The organism is Methanobrevibacter sp. (assembly GCF_017406825.1).
Taxonomy (GTDB): domain Archaea; phylum Methanobacteriota; class Methanobacteria; order Methanobacteriales; family Methanobacteriaceae; genus Methanocatella.
In genome coordinates, this window is record NZ_JAFQXT010000042.1 from 1 (window position 1) to 17,518 (window position 17,518).

The following is a 17,518-nucleotide window of genomic DNA, read 5'->3' on the forward strand; positions in this document are numbered from 1 at the left end:
AAAGTTTAAGTTGTATGAAGTCTAAATTATTATTGAGGGCAGATTTATTTATATTAGGCATAAAATATAATTTGTCCTCGCTTATTTAAGTAATTTACTATTTTTTAATCATTTATTTTGAAATTAAAGAAAAATTAGAACAAATTTTCATCGAAGTGAAATTTCAAGTGTAAAAAATTAAATTTGAAAGAAGCCTATAAAATTTTACAGACTCCTTTTTTTTTAAATTCAGAATTTCTCAAAATTTATATGCTATTTTTTACATAACTATTGTTATTAAATGAGGAATCTACATGAACCATAATCCAAAAGTGCTGTTATACATATTGATGCTTTCAACAATGGGAATTAACACTCCATTGAGCATAATAGGCATGATATCTCAGATATCCGATCATTTTGCAACATCCATTGCCGTTTCCGGATTATACGTTTCATCCTTCACATTCACGATTGCCGTAGCGGGGCTATTCATACCTATCCTGTTTTCAAGGTTCGAGATCAAAAGGACATTCATTGCAATACTCGGGATTTTTGCGGTGTCAAACTTCGTAATCATTTTCACGGAAAGCATCTACATTGCAGGCTTCTTCAGAATCCTTTCAGCGGTATTCTATCCGGCATTCATCGCAATCGCCCTGACATTCTGCGAAAAGATAGCGCCGGAAAATCAGCAGCAGGACTACATCACAAGGATTCTGCTTGGCATTTCAATAGGAAGCATTGTCGGATTGCCGATAACAACAGGTTTGGGAACAATTTTCGGATATCAGGTCGCCATGAGCTGGATTTTCCTATTCAATCTCATGACATTAATATTGATTGCAATATTCTTCCCTACAATACCTGGCGAGTCAAAAAGCTATGAAATGCCGCTGTCCAGTCTAAAGTCAAAGGAATTCGTTTTGGCAACTGTCGGTATCATAATGATGCCAATCGGCGCCAGCATCGTCTACAACTACATTCCATACTTCCTGCAGACAGTCAGCCATGTCTATACATACAGGTTGAGCATCTTCCTTTTTGCCTATGGTGTCATCTCCATTTTCGGCACATGGCTTGGCGGAAAGATGATTGCAAAAAGGGACAAGGCAACACTGATCGTTTTCCAGCTGGTGTGCGCAGCAGTGTTTTTGGGAATGTATGCCTTTGCAGATTATCTGATACCTGTCCTGATGCTGATTTTGATATTCGGAATATTGGACGGCATGGGCTATAACCTGATTCAATACATAGAGGCGTCAGTTCTGCCCGACACTCCAGAACTTGCCAACGGCATATTTCTAAGTGTCTTGAACGGTGGAATCGCCCTTGGTATTGCAATCGGAGGATTTTTGGTCGATGGCTTTGGCGTAATGTCAATCTTTACTGGGGGAATAATATTTTTACTTGTCGCATTTATTTTTATGGTTTATGTCATTTTGGTTTTGAAGACACCATTAAAAAATCAATTCAAAAAATAGGATTAATGGATTCTGATTATCCCATCAACCCTGTCAAAGTCATGGTCAAAGCTTACCAGTTTCAAGATATTCTCATTTTTCATTAGGAAGACATACATGGAATCAAAAAATGATATTTCCGAATCGTATTTTATGAATATTTCCATTGTCTCATCAAAAAATGGGGTGTCTTCGATTATTTTAAACATGTTAGGCAAATTTCTGTAGATTTCACGGATATCCTTTGTGCTTAGCTTATTTTTTAATATGGTTATGGTTTCAGCTATTACCAATTTTGAGATAACCAACTCCTCATTTTTAATCTGGTTATAAATTTCAACTGCAGGCTCATGCCATTGATCAGTGGATACAAGCAATCCGACTATGAATGTGGTGTCTAAGAAATACAAGTTAAAACGCCCCTATTTCAATTTATGCTTTAAATCTACACAGTTGATAGGTTCTATGGATTTGTATCTGCCAATCATATCTTCTAAACTAAGTTTAGCTTCGTTTTTTGTTTTACTTTTCTTGCCGATATTCATCTTATCACCTAACATTATATTGTATACCTAACTATTTAAGCTTTTCCTAATTTCAGATTTTCCCATTTTTAAAATCATGTTTCAATTTGACGGAGTCTATCGGTTCTTCTGTGGAGTATCTTCCAACCATATCGTCCAAACTCAGTTCCTTAATGAATTCCAATTCAACTTTGCCGTCATCAGTAATTTTCCATTCGATTTTATAGGATTTATCGAGATTAAACTCCTTTCTGACCTCAACGGGTATGACTGTTTGGAATTTATCATATATGCTTGTTACACTAACCATTGTATCACTTCCTAACTATAGTTTAAAATTCTAACTATATAAAACTATTCATGTAATCTTGTTAAAATGATTTCAACTATTTGTTTTTCATAAATCTTATATTCTAAGATGAACATAAATTAAATCATAAATATATAATTGGATATTAGGTGTAGTAAATGGCTAATTATCATGATGAAATTTTAAACTTTGAAGATATAGCAAAGAAACATACGGAATATATGAGAAACAGTATCAATATGATCGCTTCTGAAAACGTGACAAGCGTAGAGGTTACAGAAGCATTAGCAACTGATTTTGCTCACAGATACGCAGAAGGACAGGCATTCGAAAGGTTCTACGAAGGATGCCAATACGTCGACCTTGTTGAAGACAGGACCAAAAAGCTTTCATGCAAATTATACGACTGTGACTATGCAAACGTCCAGCCTGTTTCAGGTGTAACAGCAAACCTTGCGGCATTTTTCGGTTTTGCAAAGCCTGGCGAAAAGGTAATGGCTCTTGAAGTGCCTTCCGGAGGTCACATTTCCCACGCAGACGTCAGCGCCGCTGGTATCCGCGGGCTCAAAACAGTTTTCCACCCACTGGACAAGAACGTAATGAACATCGACATCGATGCGATGAACAAGAAGATTTTAGAGGAAAAGCCAAAAATAGTTTTATTCGGCGGAAGCCTATTCCTGTTCCCTCACCCAATCAAGGAAGCTCGTGAAGCTGCCGATGAGGTCGGAGCTACCGTAATGTATGACGGTGCACACGTATTGGGTCTTATTGCAGGTGGACAGTTCCAGCAACCTCTCAAGGAAGGGGCAGACCTCATGATGGGAAGTACCCATAAGACATTCCCTGGTCCGCAAGGAGGAATCATCCTTTCAAGTAAGGAAAACGAGGAAATCATCGACAATGCGGTATTCCCAGGTGTTGTCAGCAACCACCACTTGCACCACTTGCTTGGTTTAGGAATTGCAACAGCTGAAATGCTCGAGTTCGGTGAAGCATATGCAAAACAGACCATCAAAAACGCACAGGCATTAGGTCAGGCAATGTATGAAAGAGGATTCAACGTACTGTGTGAAGAATTAGGATTCACAGAATCCCACCAAATCGCAGTCGATTTGACCAACATCAGATCAGCTTCCGACATTGCAAAGGAACTGGCTGACAATAACGTAATCCTAAACAAAAACCTCTTGCCAGGCGATAATAGGGACAACTCCGATGACCCATCCGGTATAAGGATAGGTACCCAGGAAATCACAAGAAGAGGATTGAAGGAAAAAGAGATGGATGAGGTTGCAGAATTCATCAGACGTGTTGCAGTCGACAAGGAAGACATCGCCGATGAAGTTGCTGAGTTCATGAACCAATACACAAAACTCGATTACGCATTCTCCGACAGAGAAGCTTATCAGTATCACACATTAGATTAAAATGAGAATCGCATTTGCATTTACCGGCGCCGGTCATTTACTAAGAGAATCAGTAAAAGTTGCTCTTTCATTGACCAAGGAGCACGAAGTCACAGTATTCCTGTCAGGGGCAGCTGAGGAAGTCCTTAAGATGTACGGGCTTTATGAAAGTGTTGTCAGCATAACCGGTGGCAAATATCGTGAATTGGCTACTGATTCCAACCAAAAATTTTCATATCCAATTACCGGTCGTCTCTCATTGGGAAAATACGACCTATTAATAGTTTCGCCGGCAACAGCAAATACGGTTTCAAAGATAGTCTATGGAATAGCGGACACTCTGGTTACTAATGCGGTTGCTCAGGCCGGTAAAGGTGCCGTACCTGTCTATATGGTGCCTGTAGACATTCATCCCGGACCAATCGATACGGTATTGCCGTCAAAAATCGAACTGTCCAAGTGTGAAAACTGCGACGATTGCGTTGCCAGCCTGGCATGTGAACAGGGAGCCATCATTCCACATTCCGAAATCGACTTGACAAAATGTATCGGCTGCGGATTGTGCAGGAACACATGTCCTAATGATGCAATTTCCGAAGGTAAAATCATTACAATCTATATGAGAGACATCGATATTGAAAACACCCGTAAATTAGCCAGTATTGATGACATTAAAATCTTTGAAAGTCCTGAAGATATTTTAGATAAAATCTAATTTATCTCCTATTTTTAATTTCAACCTGTTTTTTTCAGTTTCCAAAATGTATTTTGCCTGTTTTTTCGGCCGGTAAAATCTCCACGGCTTCAGTGAGGCCTTTTCAAAAACGGTCCCGTTTTCATCGATGAAATAGACGTCAATCTCAAATCTCATGAACATCGAATGAATTGACGAGCCCTTCAAATCTGTAAAAACCAGGCAGTCCTTGAAGTCCTTCTTTCCCATCAGGCCGATGAAACGCTTGAAGAAAGTGTCTGCATAAATTATTTTCATAAAAATAGTATCTGATTTTAAAATATATAAGCTTATAATGATTTAAAAGCAATATTGATTTAAATGAATGTTTTGTATCTGATTTTGCCGCTTATCAAATCTTCAAGGGCAATTTTAAAGTCAATCTTTTCAAAGGCGCCAGGCACTGAAAGCTGTTCCTCATTGTATGTGAGGATATAGAACGGCACGGAATTGAGTCCGTTGAAGCGGGCATCCTCCATGTCAAGATCAACCTCAAGGTCGTAGGAATTGCCTGAAAGTACAGACCTTACCTCATCTTCATCCAGACCGACTGAAGTTGCAATGCCTGTTAAAACGTCAATGTCAGCTATTATTTCATTTTTGGTAAAATTGGCTTCGTAAATCTTAAAAATAAGTTCCTGTGAATGTTCAGGGTGTTTTCTTTGCACAAATTTTGTTAGTCTATGGGCATTTCTTGAGGAAGTCATCTGAGTTCCCTTGTAGTTGATGTCAAGCCCGTCGCTTTTGGCTATCTCATCAATTTCAGCCATTTCCTCCTCGGCCTTGGAAGGGGTGATTGCGAATTTTGTGGCGTGGCGAATAATCATTGATGTAGTTGGTTTAGTATCTAGCATAGGTTCAAGTTCAAAGGCCTTCAATTCCCATTCAGGGGTTAAATTAAGTTCATCAACCGCATCGCTTAATCGCTTCAGTCCGATATACGAATAAGGGCAGTTGAAGTCACTCCAATGTATTATCCTCATTTTTCTTCTTCTCTTCATCTTTCTTTTTGGCAATCTTATAGAGCTTTATCATGTTGTCCACTGCCTTGAAAAGTGAATTGTATTTTCTCATGAATCCCATGGTCTTACTTTGGGTTTTGTTTTATATCTATTTTGTCATAGTGCTTTTAATTTCGCCGATTTTTTCTGAAAGGTGAAGAAGCGAATAATGTTTTGGTGAGGTAAAAATATTTTCAAAATCACACAACCCCAATCTCAATAGCCGTCCCATCGCCGAAGCCATCAAAATCACTCAACAATAATTCAATTTAATCGATTAAATCCGATTTTCACTGTTTTTCCACAACCTTTATTTATTATCTTAAACAAAAGAATACATATTATAAATTATTAAACATAATCATATTTTGAGGAGTTAAAATGCCAATAAAAGAGGCTGAAAAATCATACAATCATGATAAGATAGAAAAGAAAGTTCAAAAGTTCTGGAAAGAAGAAGAAACTTTTAGGAAAGTTAATGAATTAAGGGAAAAAGGCCCTAGATACTCATTTTTGGATGGTCCGCCATACTGCAGCGGCAAAATCCACTTAGGTACAGCATGGAACAAAATCATCAAGGACTCATACCTGAGATACAAGTCCATGAACGGCTTCAGCCTAAGAAGGCAGGCCGGATGGGACATGCACGGGCTTCCGATCGAGAATAAAGTCGAACATCTGATGGGAATCCAATCCAAACAGGAAATCGAAGAGGATATCGGAATTGACAAATTCGTAAACAAATGCAGGGAATTCGCAATTGAAAACAAAATCGCGATGGAAAAGGAATTCGACGAATTGGGAGTTTGGATGGACTGGGATGACCCATACATGACACTTGACCCTAAATACATGGAATCCTCATGGTGGATGCTTAAAAGGGCAAATGAGCAAAATTTACTGTTGAATGACCAGAGGGTAATCAGCTGGTGTCCTCACTGCGGAACCGCACTGGCAGCAGCCGAAATAGAATATGAGGAAAAGGAAGACCCTTCCATTTTCATTAAGTTCCCAGTGACAGGCGAAAAGGATACCTATTTCCTTGTCTGGACAACAACTCCATGGACATTGCCTGCAAACCTTGCAATCTGTGTAAACCCAGAATTTGATTATGTTTATGTTTTAAAAGATGGTGAAACCTACATCATAGCCGAAAACCTCATGGAAGACGTTTTAGGCAAAAGAATTAAGATTCACAGAACCAAAATACCTGCGCAGTCCGAAGATGAGGAAGACAAAATCATCGAAGAGGAAGAGGTAATGTATGAAATCATAAAGACCGTCAAAGGCCAAGATTTAGTCGGTTTGGCTTATGATTACATTTTAGCAGACGAAATTCCAAAGCAAATGGAATTCGACGCAGAAATAGAAAAGGTTCACACAATCCTTCCTGGAGACCACGTAGAGCTCGGCGAAGGTACAGGTCTTGTACACACAGCACCAGGACACGGTCCGGACGACTTTGAAGTCGGTCATGCAAACGGTTTGCCGATATTCTGTCCTGTCGGTGAGGACGGATGCTTCACTGAAGAAGCAGGAAAATATGACGGCAAGTTCACAAAAGATGAAAACCAGCAAATCATCGAAGACCTGCAGGCCAAAAACCTGATGTATCATGTGGAAACCATTGAGCACAGGTACGGTGTGTGCTGGAGATGCAAAACCCCTATCATCTACCGTGCAACCAAACAATGGTTCCTTAAGGTAACCGACATCAAACAGAAAATGCTTGATGAAATCGGAAAAGTCGAATGGGTACCTAAATGGGCCGGTGAAGGCAGATTCTACGATTGGGTGGACAATGCACGTGACTGGACAATCTCAAGGCAAAGATACTGGGGTATACCAATACCTATCTGGGAATGTCCTGACTGCGGAGAATTAAAGGTAATAGGCTCTTTAGCTGAATTGAAGGAAGAGTCACTTAATGAAATCAATGTTACAGATTCAGAACTCATCCACAGGCCATATGTAGACGAAGTTGAAGTCAAATGTGACAAATGTGGCCAAACCATAAAAAGAATTCCGGATGTTTTAGACGTATGGATCGACTCAGGAGTTGCTGGATGGGCTTCACTTTACTATCCGGAAGAAAAGGAAAAGTTCAAAGACTGGTTCCCTTATGACTTCATTACAGAAGGCCACGACCAGACCAGAGGATGGTTCTACTCACAACTGGGTACAGGAGTAATCGCTATGGGTCAAAGTCCATATCAGAAAGTGCTGATGCACGGATTCGTTTTGGATGAAAACGGAAACAAGATGTCCAAATCATTGGGTAATGTAGTTGCTCCGGAAGAGGTAATTGAGAAATACGGAGCGGATGTACTAAGGTTCTACCTGTTATGGGCCTCAAAGCCATGGGATGACTTGAAGTTCGTATGGGAAGAGCTCATCAACATCAACAAGATGTTCAACATCCTATGGAACGTTTATGTATTTTCAACAACCTACATGTCACTCGATGACTTCAATCCGATTGGATTAACTGAAGACGACATGATCTTACGCTCAGAAGACAGATGGATTATATCAAAGGCAAACTCATTGATTAAAGAAGTTTCAGAAGACCTCGACGCATTATTCTTCCACAATGCAACAAGAAAAATCAATAATTTCATACTTGAGGACTTGAGCCGCTGGTATGTAAGGCTCATCCGAGGAAGGACCTGGGTTGAAAGCGATGATCCGGATAAATTAGGCGCATATTACAGCCTGTACACAGCTCTTGTTAAATTGATTACAGTATTATGTCCAATAGCTCCTCACGTATCAGAGGAAATATATGAAAACCTTGTCAAAGGCATCAATCCTGATGCGGCTGAAAGTATTCATATGCTTGACTGGGAATATGATGAAGCTGAAATTGATAAAAAGTTAGAGGATAAAATGGATGTTGCCCGCGAAGTGATTGAAGCATCAATAAGGGCAAGAGACATGGCACAATATAAACTCAGATGGCCGGTATCAGACATTACAGTTGTATCCGAAGATGAAGAAGTATTGAAGGCTATTGAAGAGTTGACCGACATCATCAAAGACCAATCAAATACTAAAGATGTAATTTGTGCCAGCGAATTTGAAAAGTTATCATATAATGCTAAACCTAACCTTAAGATTTTAGGCCCTAAACTTAAAGGCGACATGGGCAAAGTTGTTAAAGGCCTAAAAGAGGCTGATGGTAATGAAATTAAAGCCGAACTTGAAGAAAATGGTACCGTTACAATCGAAGGCATTGAACTGAATGCCGAAGAAGTATTGTTTGATTCAGAACTTCCGGATGACTTCGTATCATCAGAATTCGAAGGTGGAAACGTATTTGTAAATACTAATGTCACATTGGAAATCAGACAGGAAGCAATGGCTCGTGAACTAATCAGAAGGGTTCAGGATATGAGGAAGGACTTGGATTTAGATGTCGAAGCAAACATTGATGTAAGCATTGAAACATCATCCGAATTCAAGGACTTGATTGTTCCGCAATCAGAAATGATATCTCATGAGATAAGAGCACGTAGCTTAATAATATCAGATACAGAACAATGCAGTAAAGATTCAAATGATTATACCAAGGAATGGGATATTGAAGGTGAAAAAGTAATTATTTCAATAAAAAATTAGGTGTTTGACATGACTTTAGCTGACTCTGAAATCGAATATATTGAAGGAATCCTCGGCAGGGAAATGAATGAACTGGAAGAGGGAATGTTGGATGTAATGTTTTCAGAACATTGCTCATACAAAAGCAGCAGACCCTTTTTAAGAGCTTTTCCAACCGAAGGGGAAAACATTATTTTAGGTCCGGGAGACGACGCCGGACTTGTAAGCGTAACCGATAAATATGCTTTGGCAGTTGGAATGGAATCACATAACCACCCATCAGCTATTGAACCTTATGGAGGGGCAGGAACAGGTATTGGAGGAATATTAAGAGATATTATCTCAATGGGAGCAATGCCAATTGCACTTTTGGACTCCCTACGTTTCGGACCTCTTGAAGAAGATCAAAAATCAAGATATTTATTTGAACATGTTGTTAAAGGAATTTCCGATTATGGAAACCGTGTAGGAGTTCCAACCGTTGCAGGTGAAATCGAGTTTGACGAATCCTTCAGAACAAATCCTTTAGTAAATGTAATGTGTGTGGGACTTGTTGAAAAGGACAAGATTGTCCGTGCACAGGCGCCTTATCACGGCGATGTATTCCTTTTGATGGGAGGAACCACAGGCCGTGACGGAATACACGGCGTAACATTCGCGTCAGAAGAACTTACCTCTGATTCAGAAACGGAAGACAGACCTGCGGTACAGGTGGCCGATCCGTTTACCAAAAAAAGAGTTCTTGAAGCTTCATTGGAAATCTTGGAAAAAATCAATGTCAGCGGTGTTAAGGACTTAGGTGGGGGAGGTCTTACCTGCTGTATTTCAGAACTGGTGGATTCATCCCAAAATGGAGCATTAGTAGATTTACGTGCAATTCCTTTAAGGGAAACAGGAATGACTCCATACGAAATCATGCTTTCAGAATCCCAGGAAAGAATGGTATTTGTCATAAACCCTAAGGATGTTGAACTGGCACAGCAAATCTGTGATAAGCATGAAATCGTATCATCAGTAATCGGTGAAGTAATCGAAGGAAACAACATGATCATTTCAGACAACGGTGAGGAAATTGCTAATTTGCCAACCATTTTATTAGCGGACCCACCTTCAATCGACAGGCCAATTAAGGAAATTCCTGAAGATACAGAAAAGATTGTTCTTAAAGATCCTGGTCTTCATGAATCTCTACCTAAATTATTATCATCTCCAAACATCGCTTCAAAAGAATGGGTCTACAAACAATACGACCATGAAGTTCAAGTCAGAACAGTTGTAAAACCAGGGGATGATGCAGCTGTTTTAAGAATTGATGAAAATACAGCTATCGCACTTACCACTGATTCAAACACAATTCATACTAAACTATCTCCGTTCGATGGTGCTGGAGGTTGTGTTGCAGAAGCAATACGCAATGTAATTTCTATGGGAGCAACCCCATATGCGGTTGTTGACTGCCTCAACTTTGGAAACCCTGAAACCCCGGAAATCCTATGGCAATTCAAGACCGCCATCGAGGGCATGAGTCTTGTAGCGGAGAAATTCAATGCACCGGTCATCAGCGGAAACGTCAGTTTCTACAATGAAACCGAAGGAATCAAAATCAATCCAACTCCTGCAGTTGGCGTCATTGGTGTTGAAGACATTGAAAACATAAGAACCATGGATTTCAAAAACGAAGGGGACAAGATCATTCTAATCGGTAAAACCTATGATGAGTTGACAGGTTCAGAATATCACAGGGCTATCCATGGATTAGAAAAAGGAACCGCTCCAAAAATCAGGATTGATGAAGAAGTTGCAAACGGCCAATGCGTTCTTGATTTGATTTCTAATGACAAGGATAAGAACATCACAGCTGTTCACGACGTTTCAGCAGGAGGACTTGCCGTCGCATTATCAGAAATGGTTATCAAATCAGGATTGGGATGCGAAGTGAACTTAGTGGATGAGGAACTGGATAAGATACAATTGCTGTACTCAGAAAGTCATGCAAGATACTTGTTAACAGTCAAGGCCGATGCATTGGACGATATTTTAAGCAAGATTGATGTTCAGGCTGAAGTCATTGGTGAAGTCAAAGGCACATCACTCATTGTGAATAATCATGAATTCAGTTATGACCAATTGAATGAAGCATATCATGGCGTAATCGAAAAATACATGGCATAATATCGTTGGGGGAGTTTTTACACATGTTTTTTTCAAAACTGGAATCGTTAAACAATGCCATAAGGCTTATCTGTGACAATCAAGCGGTCACAGAAACCGAAGAGATTTCCATTTATGACGCTCACAAAAGGGTATTGGCTGAAGATATCATTGCATTTCATGATTCACCACCGTTCGACAAATCAGCAATGGACGGATTCGCATTGATTGCTGAAGACACATTCGGTGCAGGCCAGTCCGCACCAAAGGAATTTAAAATCATTGACGCGATTGGTGCGGGGGATTTTTCATCAAAAGAAGTCAGTCAAAATGAAGCTATAGTGATAGCTACCGGTGCTCCTATTCCTAAAGGGGCAAATGCGGTTTTAATGAAGGAATACACTACAACTGACGGCGATGACTTAACTATTTATTCTCAAGTTACTCCCGGCGAAAACATTTCTCCCAAATCCGAAGACATCAAAAAGGGTCAAAAAATCCTGGATAAGAATACCTTCATCAGATATCAGGAATTGGGATTGATTGCCTCAGCGGGTTATGACACCGTCAGGGTGTTCAAAAAGCCAAGGGTTAAAATCATCATTACAGGAAATGAATTGGTGGAGCCTACAAAGGAGGAAATTGACAATGCCAAAATCATCAATTCAAATCAGTTCACCATAAAGGCGATGGTTGAGGATTCAGGTGCGATTGCAGACATTGGACGTGCCGGTGACACATTCGATGAGGTAAAACAGGCTATTCTGGAGGCCAGTGAGGATTATGATGTCATCATGACCACAGGGGGGACAGCCATAAGTAAGGGTGACGTTGTCCTTGATGTGGTTGATGATATAGGCGAGATATTGTTCCATGGCGTTGCAATAAGGCCCGGCAAACCTGCAGGTGCAGGAATCGTCAACGGCAAATTGATTTTTACTTTTTCAGGCCAGCCTGTTGCGGCAATGTCTCAGTTTGACATGTTTGCCAGAAAATATTTATTTGAAATGCAAGGCAGGTCATTTGATTTCCATATCGTTAAAAGAACTTCACAGCTTAAGATACCTTCACAGTTGGGCAGGACAGATTTCATACGTGCAGTCACAGATGACGAGCATGCAAAGCATGTTCTCAACAGGGGTTCTGGCATAATCAGGTCAATGGTTGAGGCGAACAGCTATATCATCATTGACGAAAATGATGAAGGATACCAGAAGGACGATATAGTTGACGTTGTCTTATTCGATTCACTACTTTGGTAAGTAAAGGTGCATTTTAATGAATGGGATTTATTATTATTTGATAGCCTTTGCCATCATCTGGATATTGGTTGCAATATTCCATGAAAAACTGTCAAATCATGGAGTCGAACTTAACTTCCCGGTAATAATGTGGAGAACACAAAAGTTAAGGGGACTGATATCCAAAATTTCCAACATTTCACCAACATTCTGGCGATGGTACATGAATGTTGGAATTGTCGTGGCATTTGGCGCCATGATCTTCATTACATGGACGATAGTATCGACACTGCCGTCTGTTTTTGAAACCCCATCGGTTTCAATTGTCATTCCGGGGGTTGACGTTCCGGGATCACCGATATATGTTCCATTCGTTTATGGTTTAATCGCCCTGGCTACAGTTTTGGTGGTACATGAATTTTCCCACGGCATACAGGCAGTCGGAGAAAAGATTTCAATTAAATCAATAGGATTATTGCTGTTCGCAATCATTCCTGGGGCATTCGTCGAGCCTGACGAAGATGAATTGAAAGAGGCAAAAAGGACTTCAAGGCTTAGGGTTTATGCGGCCGGTTCAATAGCTAATATGACACTTGCATTGATAGCGTTGGTACTTTTATCATTGGTGTCTGTCGGAATACCGCACTATTTCCATGAAGACGGAATTGCAATAGACAGGATAGTTTCAGACTCTCCATCTGAAGGGATATTGAAAGAGGGCATGGTTTTAGAAGCTATAGATAATCATCATATTAACGGTTCTGATGATTATAGTAAGATTATAACTTCATTTTCTCCAGGCGATAACGTAACGGTTAAAACGGATCAGGGCACATATCATGTAACCCTTGGAAAAAATCCAAGCAATGAATCCAGGGGATTTTTCGGAATCCAGGCAAATAAACATTTCGAGTTAATCGACGACAGTTTGGGACCTCTGCCTTGGATTTTATTCGAGCTTGCCGAGCTGTTTGAATGGATTGCAATGTTAAACTTGGGAATCGGGTTGTTTAACCTTCTGCCGCTCAAGCCGTTGGATGGCGGATACATGGTTGAGATATTGCTCAGCTATAAGTTATCAGAAGAACACTACAAGCCGATTGTCAATGCTCTTTCTGGGGTTATGGCGATGATAATCATTGTCAGCATATTGGCGGGTTTTATCTAATTTTTTAAAAAAAGAAAAAGTGAAAGAATAATTCAATTCTTTCGATTTAGAAGTATCTTTCAAGGATTCCTTCCAGGATTTTGTAGTGGCGGCCTTCGTCTTTGGAGCTTTCACGGAAGAAGTCGGCAGCAGTTTCAATACCTGCCTCTTCAGCCTTATCAGCAGCTTCCCTTTTTTCAGCGTTAGCCATTTTTTCTCCACCCATCATCCATTCGATATTTTCTTTGAGGGTAGGTTTGATGATTCCGTTCATTTCACAGAATCTTGCTGCGTGTTCAGCTTCTTCCCATGCCAATCTTTTAAATACTTCAGCAAGTTCCCCATAGCCTTCTCTGGAAGCTTGTCTGGACATGGCAAGGTAAATTCCCACTTCGTTGGTTTCTCCTTCGAAGTTTCCGGCCACATAGTTTTCTACAGGAGTTCCTTTTGTAATTCCGATTTCATGTTCGTATTTTACCATATTATCACATCATAATTCTTTACATGCTTTAGCTAATTTTTTACCTAATTCATAGCTTGCCTCTTCCTCTTCAGCGGTTGGTACGAATGTAATTTCCTGGGTGTCGACAACATCGAATCCGCAGTTGTTCAACTCTTCAGCAAGCATTGCAGGTGTTCCGCCTTTTCCACCCATTGAACCGAAGGTAACGGCTTTTCTCACGATGCCGGTTCTGTTGAATAACAACCCTCTTAAGTAGTACATGATGTCTCCTATACTTGGATATGGGACGTCGTTGATGGTAGGGTCTCCAACAGCAATTCCTTTACTTGTCAGGATGCTTTTCACGATTTCTGACCTTTCGTCTTCGTGTAGGAAGAAGATTTCCACATCATAACCTTCTGATATTGCGCCTTCAGCAATCTCATGGGCCATCTGTTGGGTTGAGTAGTGCATGGTGTCGTAGATGATAGTGATTTTGTCTTCGCATACGCCTGTTGCCCAGTTTTGATAAGCTCCAATGATTTGCATAGGGTCGGTCCAGATCTGGCCGTGTGAAGGGGCAATCATTTTGATTGAGTCAAGCAAGCCCAATTCCACCACTTCATTTAATTTTTTAAGCACCAGTTTTGAAAGAGGAGTGATTAGGTTTGCATAGAATTTCTGTGCCGCATCCATCAGGACGTTTTCAGGAATTTCATCTGAGAATCTTTTGGTGAAGCACAAGTGCTGGCCGAATGCATCGTTAGGGAATAAAATGCCGGTTTCATCTGCAAGCAGGGTAAACATGCTGTCAGGCCAGTGCAATAGGAATGCGTCAAGGAATGCCAATGTTCTTCCGCCGACATCAAGGCTGTCTCCGGTTCCTACGGTGATGAATTCTGCTCCTTCAAGTGCAGGGTAGTGCTTTAACAAGCCGTTTACAGCTATTTTTGTACAGTAAATCGGTGCTTCAGGGAATCTTTTGTGCAAGTCCACCAAAACGCCTGAGTGGTCTTTTTCAACGTGGTTTTGAATGATGTAGTCGACTTTCACTTCCCTTCCTTCTTGAGCGAAGGCATCGTCGATACGAGCCATCATTTCTTTGGTTTTACCAGGGTAAGCGTTATCGATAATCGCTACTTCGTCTTCTCCAAATACAATGTATGCATTGTATGTGGTTCCGTCTAATGTGTAACCGTGATAGGTTCTGAGGTCCCAATCGAGTACACCAATCCAGTATACTCCATCGGCTATTTTTTGCGCATTAGCTTTCATTTTTTAGTCTCCAATCTTTTGGTTTAAATCCATAATTTCAGCTATGAATTTAATAATTATTTGAAATTGTTGTTATATATAGTTTTGTTTTATACGAATTATTCGTATTTTTATAGAGTTTGTCTTTAAGAAATTTCTTTTATAAAAATTGCTCTACTTTTGTAAAATTGCTTTAACTTTATAATTTTGTATTTATTTAAAACAAAAAGCTTATAAAATTCGTAATTTAAAATAATATTAAATTAAATTTTTTAAAATAAAAAATAAATGTTTTAAAATGATTGATTATTCAATTGAAATAATTAATTCCTGTGGTGAATTCTTGGTGCCTGATACTAAACATTTTGGTGTTAGGAATATTCAACGGGTTGGAGATTTTGACTTAATCTTTGAAACATTCTTACACAATCCACAATGAGTATTATCAAACAAGTTTCAATAACATAGGATTATATGTAATGAAAAATACATTATTATACAATATATAATGAAAAATTAATTATATAATTAAAACTACATTATGTTATAATACATAATGCAAATTACATTATATGAGGGTTAAACATGGATGAAATTGCAAGCATTACAGATACAAATTTAACTGAAACACAATTCTACAACAGGGCAGATGAAATTAATATGCTGTCAAGTCTATTAGGAAGCACTGAATTCAATTCATCCCCCACTATACTATTGACTGGAATTAGGGGAGTAGGAAAGACAGCACTCATCAAAAAAATTAAACATAAATTTGATAAGGAATATTTGGTAGTAGATATTGATCTGTCAAGAAGTAATGCATACCAACAAAAAAAGCTAAGTCGAGGCAGCATAATCAAAATAATCTATGATGCAATAATAAAAGCTTCTAAAGAATTCGGCTTAAGAACACTTGACAAGAAAATAGAAAAATACTTTAAAACAAATAAATTCAAGATAGATAAGATTTTATCTTATGAACACATTCCAGTACCAGTATTTGAAAGTGAGGAGAATTATGCAAGATTAGCTGATTTTGTAATGGAATTGCCCCAAAAAATTTACGAAGACAATAGTGACAAATTAAAAGGAGTATTCATTTTCATTGATGAAATCCAATTGATTAAAGATTTAGACAATGTAGACAAATTTTCATGGTATATGCGTAGTTTCATTCAAAACCAAAAAAATGTGGCATACTTATTTTGTGGAAGTATGAGTTTGAAAGACAGTTTAATCAATGATTTAAATGGAAAGGAAGGTGCATTTGGAGGAAGAATGCTAACAATTGAAATCCATCCGTTTTCAAAACAAACAACAAGGGAATACATCGAATCAATTCCAAGAAACATATTGCTGGATGATGGGGGATTTGAAAGATTTTACAAATGTACTCGAGGAATACCTTATTACATCAACATATTTGCAAAAATTCTTCCAGAAAACATAACCTTAACAGAAAATAACATTATTGAGTTATTTAAGGATTCGATTGATTATCTTGCAGTACATTTTATATTCATGTGGTCTAAATTAACATTTCAAGAACAAAAAATAATTATTTCTTTAGTTGGAAACCCTAAAAAGAGAATTGAAATAGCAAACACTTTAGAGGTTACAAGCGGATCACTTAATAGGCCATTGAATCGTCTGCTTGATTTTGACTTAATTGAATATGTAAATGACAAATACCAAATTACTGACCCAATACTCACCTATTGGCTTCAGAATTGTTATGAAAAGAATGGAATATATCCATTTAGAAGTATTTAATTAGCATTAGTTTTGGATTTGCTTTTAAAAGTTTTTTAATTATTACAAAATAAATTATCCTAGAGTTCGGGGGTGTTAAAAAGATAAGCATGCGAACTATATCATAGGTTTTATACGAACATTTTGTATTTTTTGTGAATTAATGCTAAGATTACATCAATAACTAATACTAGTGCTATTTATTAATTTTATTGATTATTTTTTAAATTTGCAATTAAATCTTTGTATCCTAGGCCATAAATTGCAATGACAGTTCTTTGCATTGCACCAAAACATAAAAACATTATTAATATTCCCCATACATAGTCCCAGCTTTGAAGGAGGTTATTGTTGGAAAGGTTTAGCAATGAAATTATTGATGTTAGTCCAAGACACATTGCTGTGATTAAACCTGGAGTGTAAGGCTTTTCCATTTTATGAAGTTTGATGCCTATTATATGTATAAATGTTTCAAATAATCCCAGATAAACAGGAACTAATGCCAATAGAGT

The 17,518-nt window shown here is 38.7% G+C and carries 17 protein-coding genes; 8 read left to right on the forward strand and 9 right to left on the reverse strand.

Features of this window, described 5'->3' with window-relative positions; all coding sequences use genetic code 11:
• The first annotated feature begins 293 nt into the window (after nt 1-293).
• The gene (locus IJF99_RS07270; RefSeq protein WP_292793653.1) at nt 294-1,463 is read left to right on the forward strand and encodes an MFS transporter; all 1,170 of its coding nucleotides are present in this window, start codon (nt 294-296) and stop codon (nt 1,461-1,463) included.
• 2 nt (nt 1,464-1,465) lie between these two features.
• Here the strand turns inward: IJF99_RS07270 and IJF99_RS07275 are convergent, their stop codons facing one another.
• Genes IJF99_RS07275 through IJF99_RS07285 form a run of 3 tightly spaced genes read right to left on the reverse strand, consistent with a single transcriptional unit; the run spans nt 1,466 to nt 2,276 of the window.
• Nucleotides 1,466-1,852 (reverse strand): type II toxin-antitoxin system VapC family toxin, encoded by a 387-nt coding sequence (locus tag IJF99_RS07275; protein WP_292793655.1) that lies wholly within the window; start codon nt 1,850-1,852, stop codon nt 1,466-1,468.
• 12 nt (nt 1,853-1,864) lie between these two features.
• Nucleotides 1,865-1,987 carry a hypothetical protein gene (locus IJF99_RS07280; protein ID WP_288266971.1) on the reverse strand — a complete coding sequence of 41 codons (123 nt, stop codon included), beginning with the start codon at nt 1,985-1,987 and terminating at the stop codon, nt 1,865-1,867.
• 52 nt (nt 1,988-2,039) lie between these two features.
• Nucleotides 2,040-2,276, reverse strand: a complete 237-nt coding sequence (locus IJF99_RS07285; protein WP_292793662.1) for a type II toxin-antitoxin system PrlF family antitoxin — start codon at nt 2,274-2,276, stop codon at nt 2,040-2,042.
• A 158-nt stretch (nt 2,277-2,434) separates the two neighbouring features.
• On the opposite strand from IJF99_RS07285, the gene glyA reads away from it, so the two are divergent.
• Complete coding sequence (gene glyA / locus IJF99_RS07290; RefSeq protein ID WP_292793665.1) at nt 2,435-3,706, forward strand: serine hydroxymethyltransferase; 1,272 nt, start codon at nt 2,435-2,437, stop codon at nt 3,704-3,706.
• 1 nt (nt 3,707) lies between these two features.
• Complete coding sequence (locus IJF99_RS07295; RefSeq protein ID WP_292793668.1) at nt 3,708-4,400, forward strand: dihydromethanopterin reductase (acceptor); 693 nt, start codon at nt 3,708-3,710, stop codon at nt 4,398-4,400.
• Here IJF99_RS07295 and IJF99_RS07300 read toward each other — a convergent pair.
• The 3 genes from IJF99_RS07300 to IJF99_RS07310 are packed head-to-tail and all read right to left on the reverse strand — an operon-like array spanning nt 4,386 to nt 5,501.
• Entirely contained in the window at nt 4,386-4,676 is a 291-nt protein-coding gene (locus IJF99_RS07300) for a DUF192 domain-containing protein (RefSeq protein ID WP_292793670.1), read from the reverse strand. The genes IJF99_RS07295 and IJF99_RS07300 overlap by 15 nt on opposite strands.
• Nucleotides 4,677-4,735: 59 nt before the next feature.
• Nucleotides 4,736-5,401, reverse strand: coding sequence for a DsbA family oxidoreductase (locus IJF99_RS07305; protein ID WP_292793672.1), 666 nt, complete (start codon nt 5,399-5,401; stop codon nt 4,736-4,738).
• Nucleotides 5,379-5,501 (reverse strand): hypothetical protein, encoded by a 123-nt coding sequence (locus IJF99_RS07310; RefSeq protein ID WP_292793674.1) that lies wholly within the window; start codon nt 5,499-5,501, stop codon nt 5,379-5,381. The genes IJF99_RS07305 and IJF99_RS07310 overlap by 23 nt, the downstream gene beginning before the upstream one ends.
• 299 nt (nt 5,502-5,800) lie before the next feature.
• Here IJF99_RS07310 and ileS point away from each other — a divergent pair, with 299 nt between their 5' ends.
• The 4 genes from ileS to IJF99_RS07330 are packed head-to-tail and all read left to right on the forward strand — an operon-like array spanning nt 5,801 to nt 13,579.
• A complete protein-coding gene (gene ileS, locus IJF99_RS07315) occupies nt 5,801-9,040 on the forward strand; it encodes an isoleucine--tRNA ligase (protein WP_292793677.1) in 3,240 nt (1,079 codons plus the stop codon).
• A 9-nt stretch (nt 9,041-9,049) separates the two neighbouring features.
• Nucleotides 9,050-11,191, forward strand: a complete 2,142-nt coding sequence (gene purL, locus IJF99_RS07320; RefSeq protein ID WP_292793680.1) for a phosphoribosylformylglycinamidine synthase subunit PurL — start codon at nt 9,050-9,052, stop codon at nt 11,189-11,191.
• A 23-nt stretch (nt 11,192-11,214) separates the two neighbouring features.
• A complete protein-coding gene (gene glp, locus IJF99_RS07325; protein ID WP_292793683.1) occupies nt 11,215-12,432 on the forward strand; it encodes a gephyrin-like molybdotransferase Glp in 1,218 nt (405 codons plus the stop codon).
• Nucleotides 12,433-12,448: 16 nt separating this feature from the next.
• Complete coding sequence (locus IJF99_RS07330; RefSeq protein WP_292793686.1) at nt 12,449-13,579, forward strand: site-2 protease family protein; 1,131 nt, start codon at nt 12,449-12,451, stop codon at nt 13,577-13,579.
• A gap of 46 nt (nt 13,580-13,625) precedes the next feature.
• On the opposite strand, the gene IJF99_RS07335 is transcribed toward IJF99_RS07330, so the two are convergent.
• Both IJF99_RS07335 and IJF99_RS07340 read right to left on the reverse strand, forming a co-directional pair.
• Nucleotides 13,626-14,039, reverse strand: a complete 414-nt coding sequence (locus tag IJF99_RS07335) for a ferritin family protein (RefSeq protein ID WP_292793688.1) — start codon at nt 14,037-14,039, stop codon at nt 13,626-13,628.
• A gap of 9 nt (nt 14,040-14,048) precedes the next feature.
• Complete coding sequence (locus IJF99_RS07340; protein WP_292793690.1) at nt 14,049-15,275, reverse strand: FprA family A-type flavoprotein; 1,227 nt, start codon at nt 15,273-15,275, stop codon at nt 14,049-14,051.
• 564 nt (nt 15,276-15,839) lie between these two features.
• Here IJF99_RS07340 and IJF99_RS07345 point away from each other — a divergent pair.
• Complete coding sequence (locus IJF99_RS07345; RefSeq protein WP_292793693.1) at nt 15,840-17,027, forward strand: ATP-binding protein; 1,188 nt, start codon at nt 15,840-15,842, stop codon at nt 17,025-17,027.
• Nucleotides 17,028-17,215: 188 nt separating this feature from the next.
• Here the strand turns inward: IJF99_RS07345 and IJF99_RS07350 are convergent.
• Nucleotides 17,216-17,518: hypothetical protein (locus IJF99_RS07350; protein WP_292793695.1), on the reverse strand; the 303-nt coding region annotated here is incomplete at its 5' end.

What these genes read in the sequence shown, in the direction of transcription:
- IJF99_RS07270 (WP_292793653.1), top strand. Translation starts at nt 294, where the DNA reads ATGAACCATAATCCAAAAGTGCTGTTATACATATTGATGCTTTCAACA.
- IJF99_RS07280 (WP_288266971.1), bottom strand. Translation starts at nt 1,987, where the DNA reads ATGAATATCGGCAAGAAAAGTAAAACAAAAAACGAAGCTAAACTTAGT.
- IJF99_RS07285 (WP_292793662.1), bottom strand. Translation starts at nt 2,276, where the DNA reads ATGGTTAGTGTAACAAGCATATATGATAAATTCCAAACAGTCATACCC.
- glyA (WP_292793665.1), top strand. Translation starts at nt 2,435, where the DNA reads ATGGCTAATTATCATGATGAAATTTTAAACTTTGAAGATATAGCAAAG.
- IJF99_RS07295 (WP_292793668.1), top strand. Translation starts at nt 3,708, where the DNA reads ATGAGAATCGCATTTGCATTTACCGGCGCCGGTCATTTACTAAGAGAA.
- IJF99_RS07300 (WP_292793670.1), bottom strand. Translation starts at nt 4,676, where the DNA reads ATGAAAATAATTTATGCAGACACTTTCTTCAAGCGTTTCATCGGCCTG.
- IJF99_RS07305 (WP_292793672.1), bottom strand. Translation starts at nt 5,401, where the DNA reads ATGAGGATAATACATTGGAGTGACTTCAACTGCCCTTATTCGTATATC.
- IJF99_RS07310 (WP_292793674.1), bottom strand. Translation starts at nt 5,501, where the DNA reads ATGGGATTCATGAGAAAATACAATTCACTTTTCAAGGCAGTGGACAAC.
- ileS (WP_292793677.1), top strand. Translation starts at nt 5,801, where the DNA reads ATGCCAATAAAAGAGGCTGAAAAATCATACAATCATGATAAGATAGAA.
- purL (WP_292793680.1), top strand. Translation starts at nt 9,050, where the DNA reads ATGACTTTAGCTGACTCTGAAATCGAATATATTGAAGGAATCCTCGGC.
- glp (WP_292793683.1), top strand. Translation starts at nt 11,215, where the DNA reads ATGTTTTTTTCAAAACTGGAATCGTTAAACAATGCCATAAGGCTTATC.
- IJF99_RS07330 (WP_292793686.1), top strand. Translation starts at nt 12,449, where the DNA reads ATGAATGGGATTTATTATTATTTGATAGCCTTTGCCATCATCTGGATA.
- IJF99_RS07335 (WP_292793688.1), bottom strand. Translation starts at nt 14,039, where the DNA reads ATGGTAAAATACGAACATGAAATCGGAATTACAAAAGGAACTCCTGTA.
- IJF99_RS07340 (WP_292793690.1), bottom strand. Translation starts at nt 15,275, where the DNA reads ATGAAAGCTAATGCGCAAAAAATAGCCGATGGAGTATACTGGATTGGT.
- IJF99_RS07345 (WP_292793693.1), top strand. Translation starts at nt 15,840, where the DNA reads ATGGATGAAATTGCAAGCATTACAGATACAAATTTAACTGAAACACAA.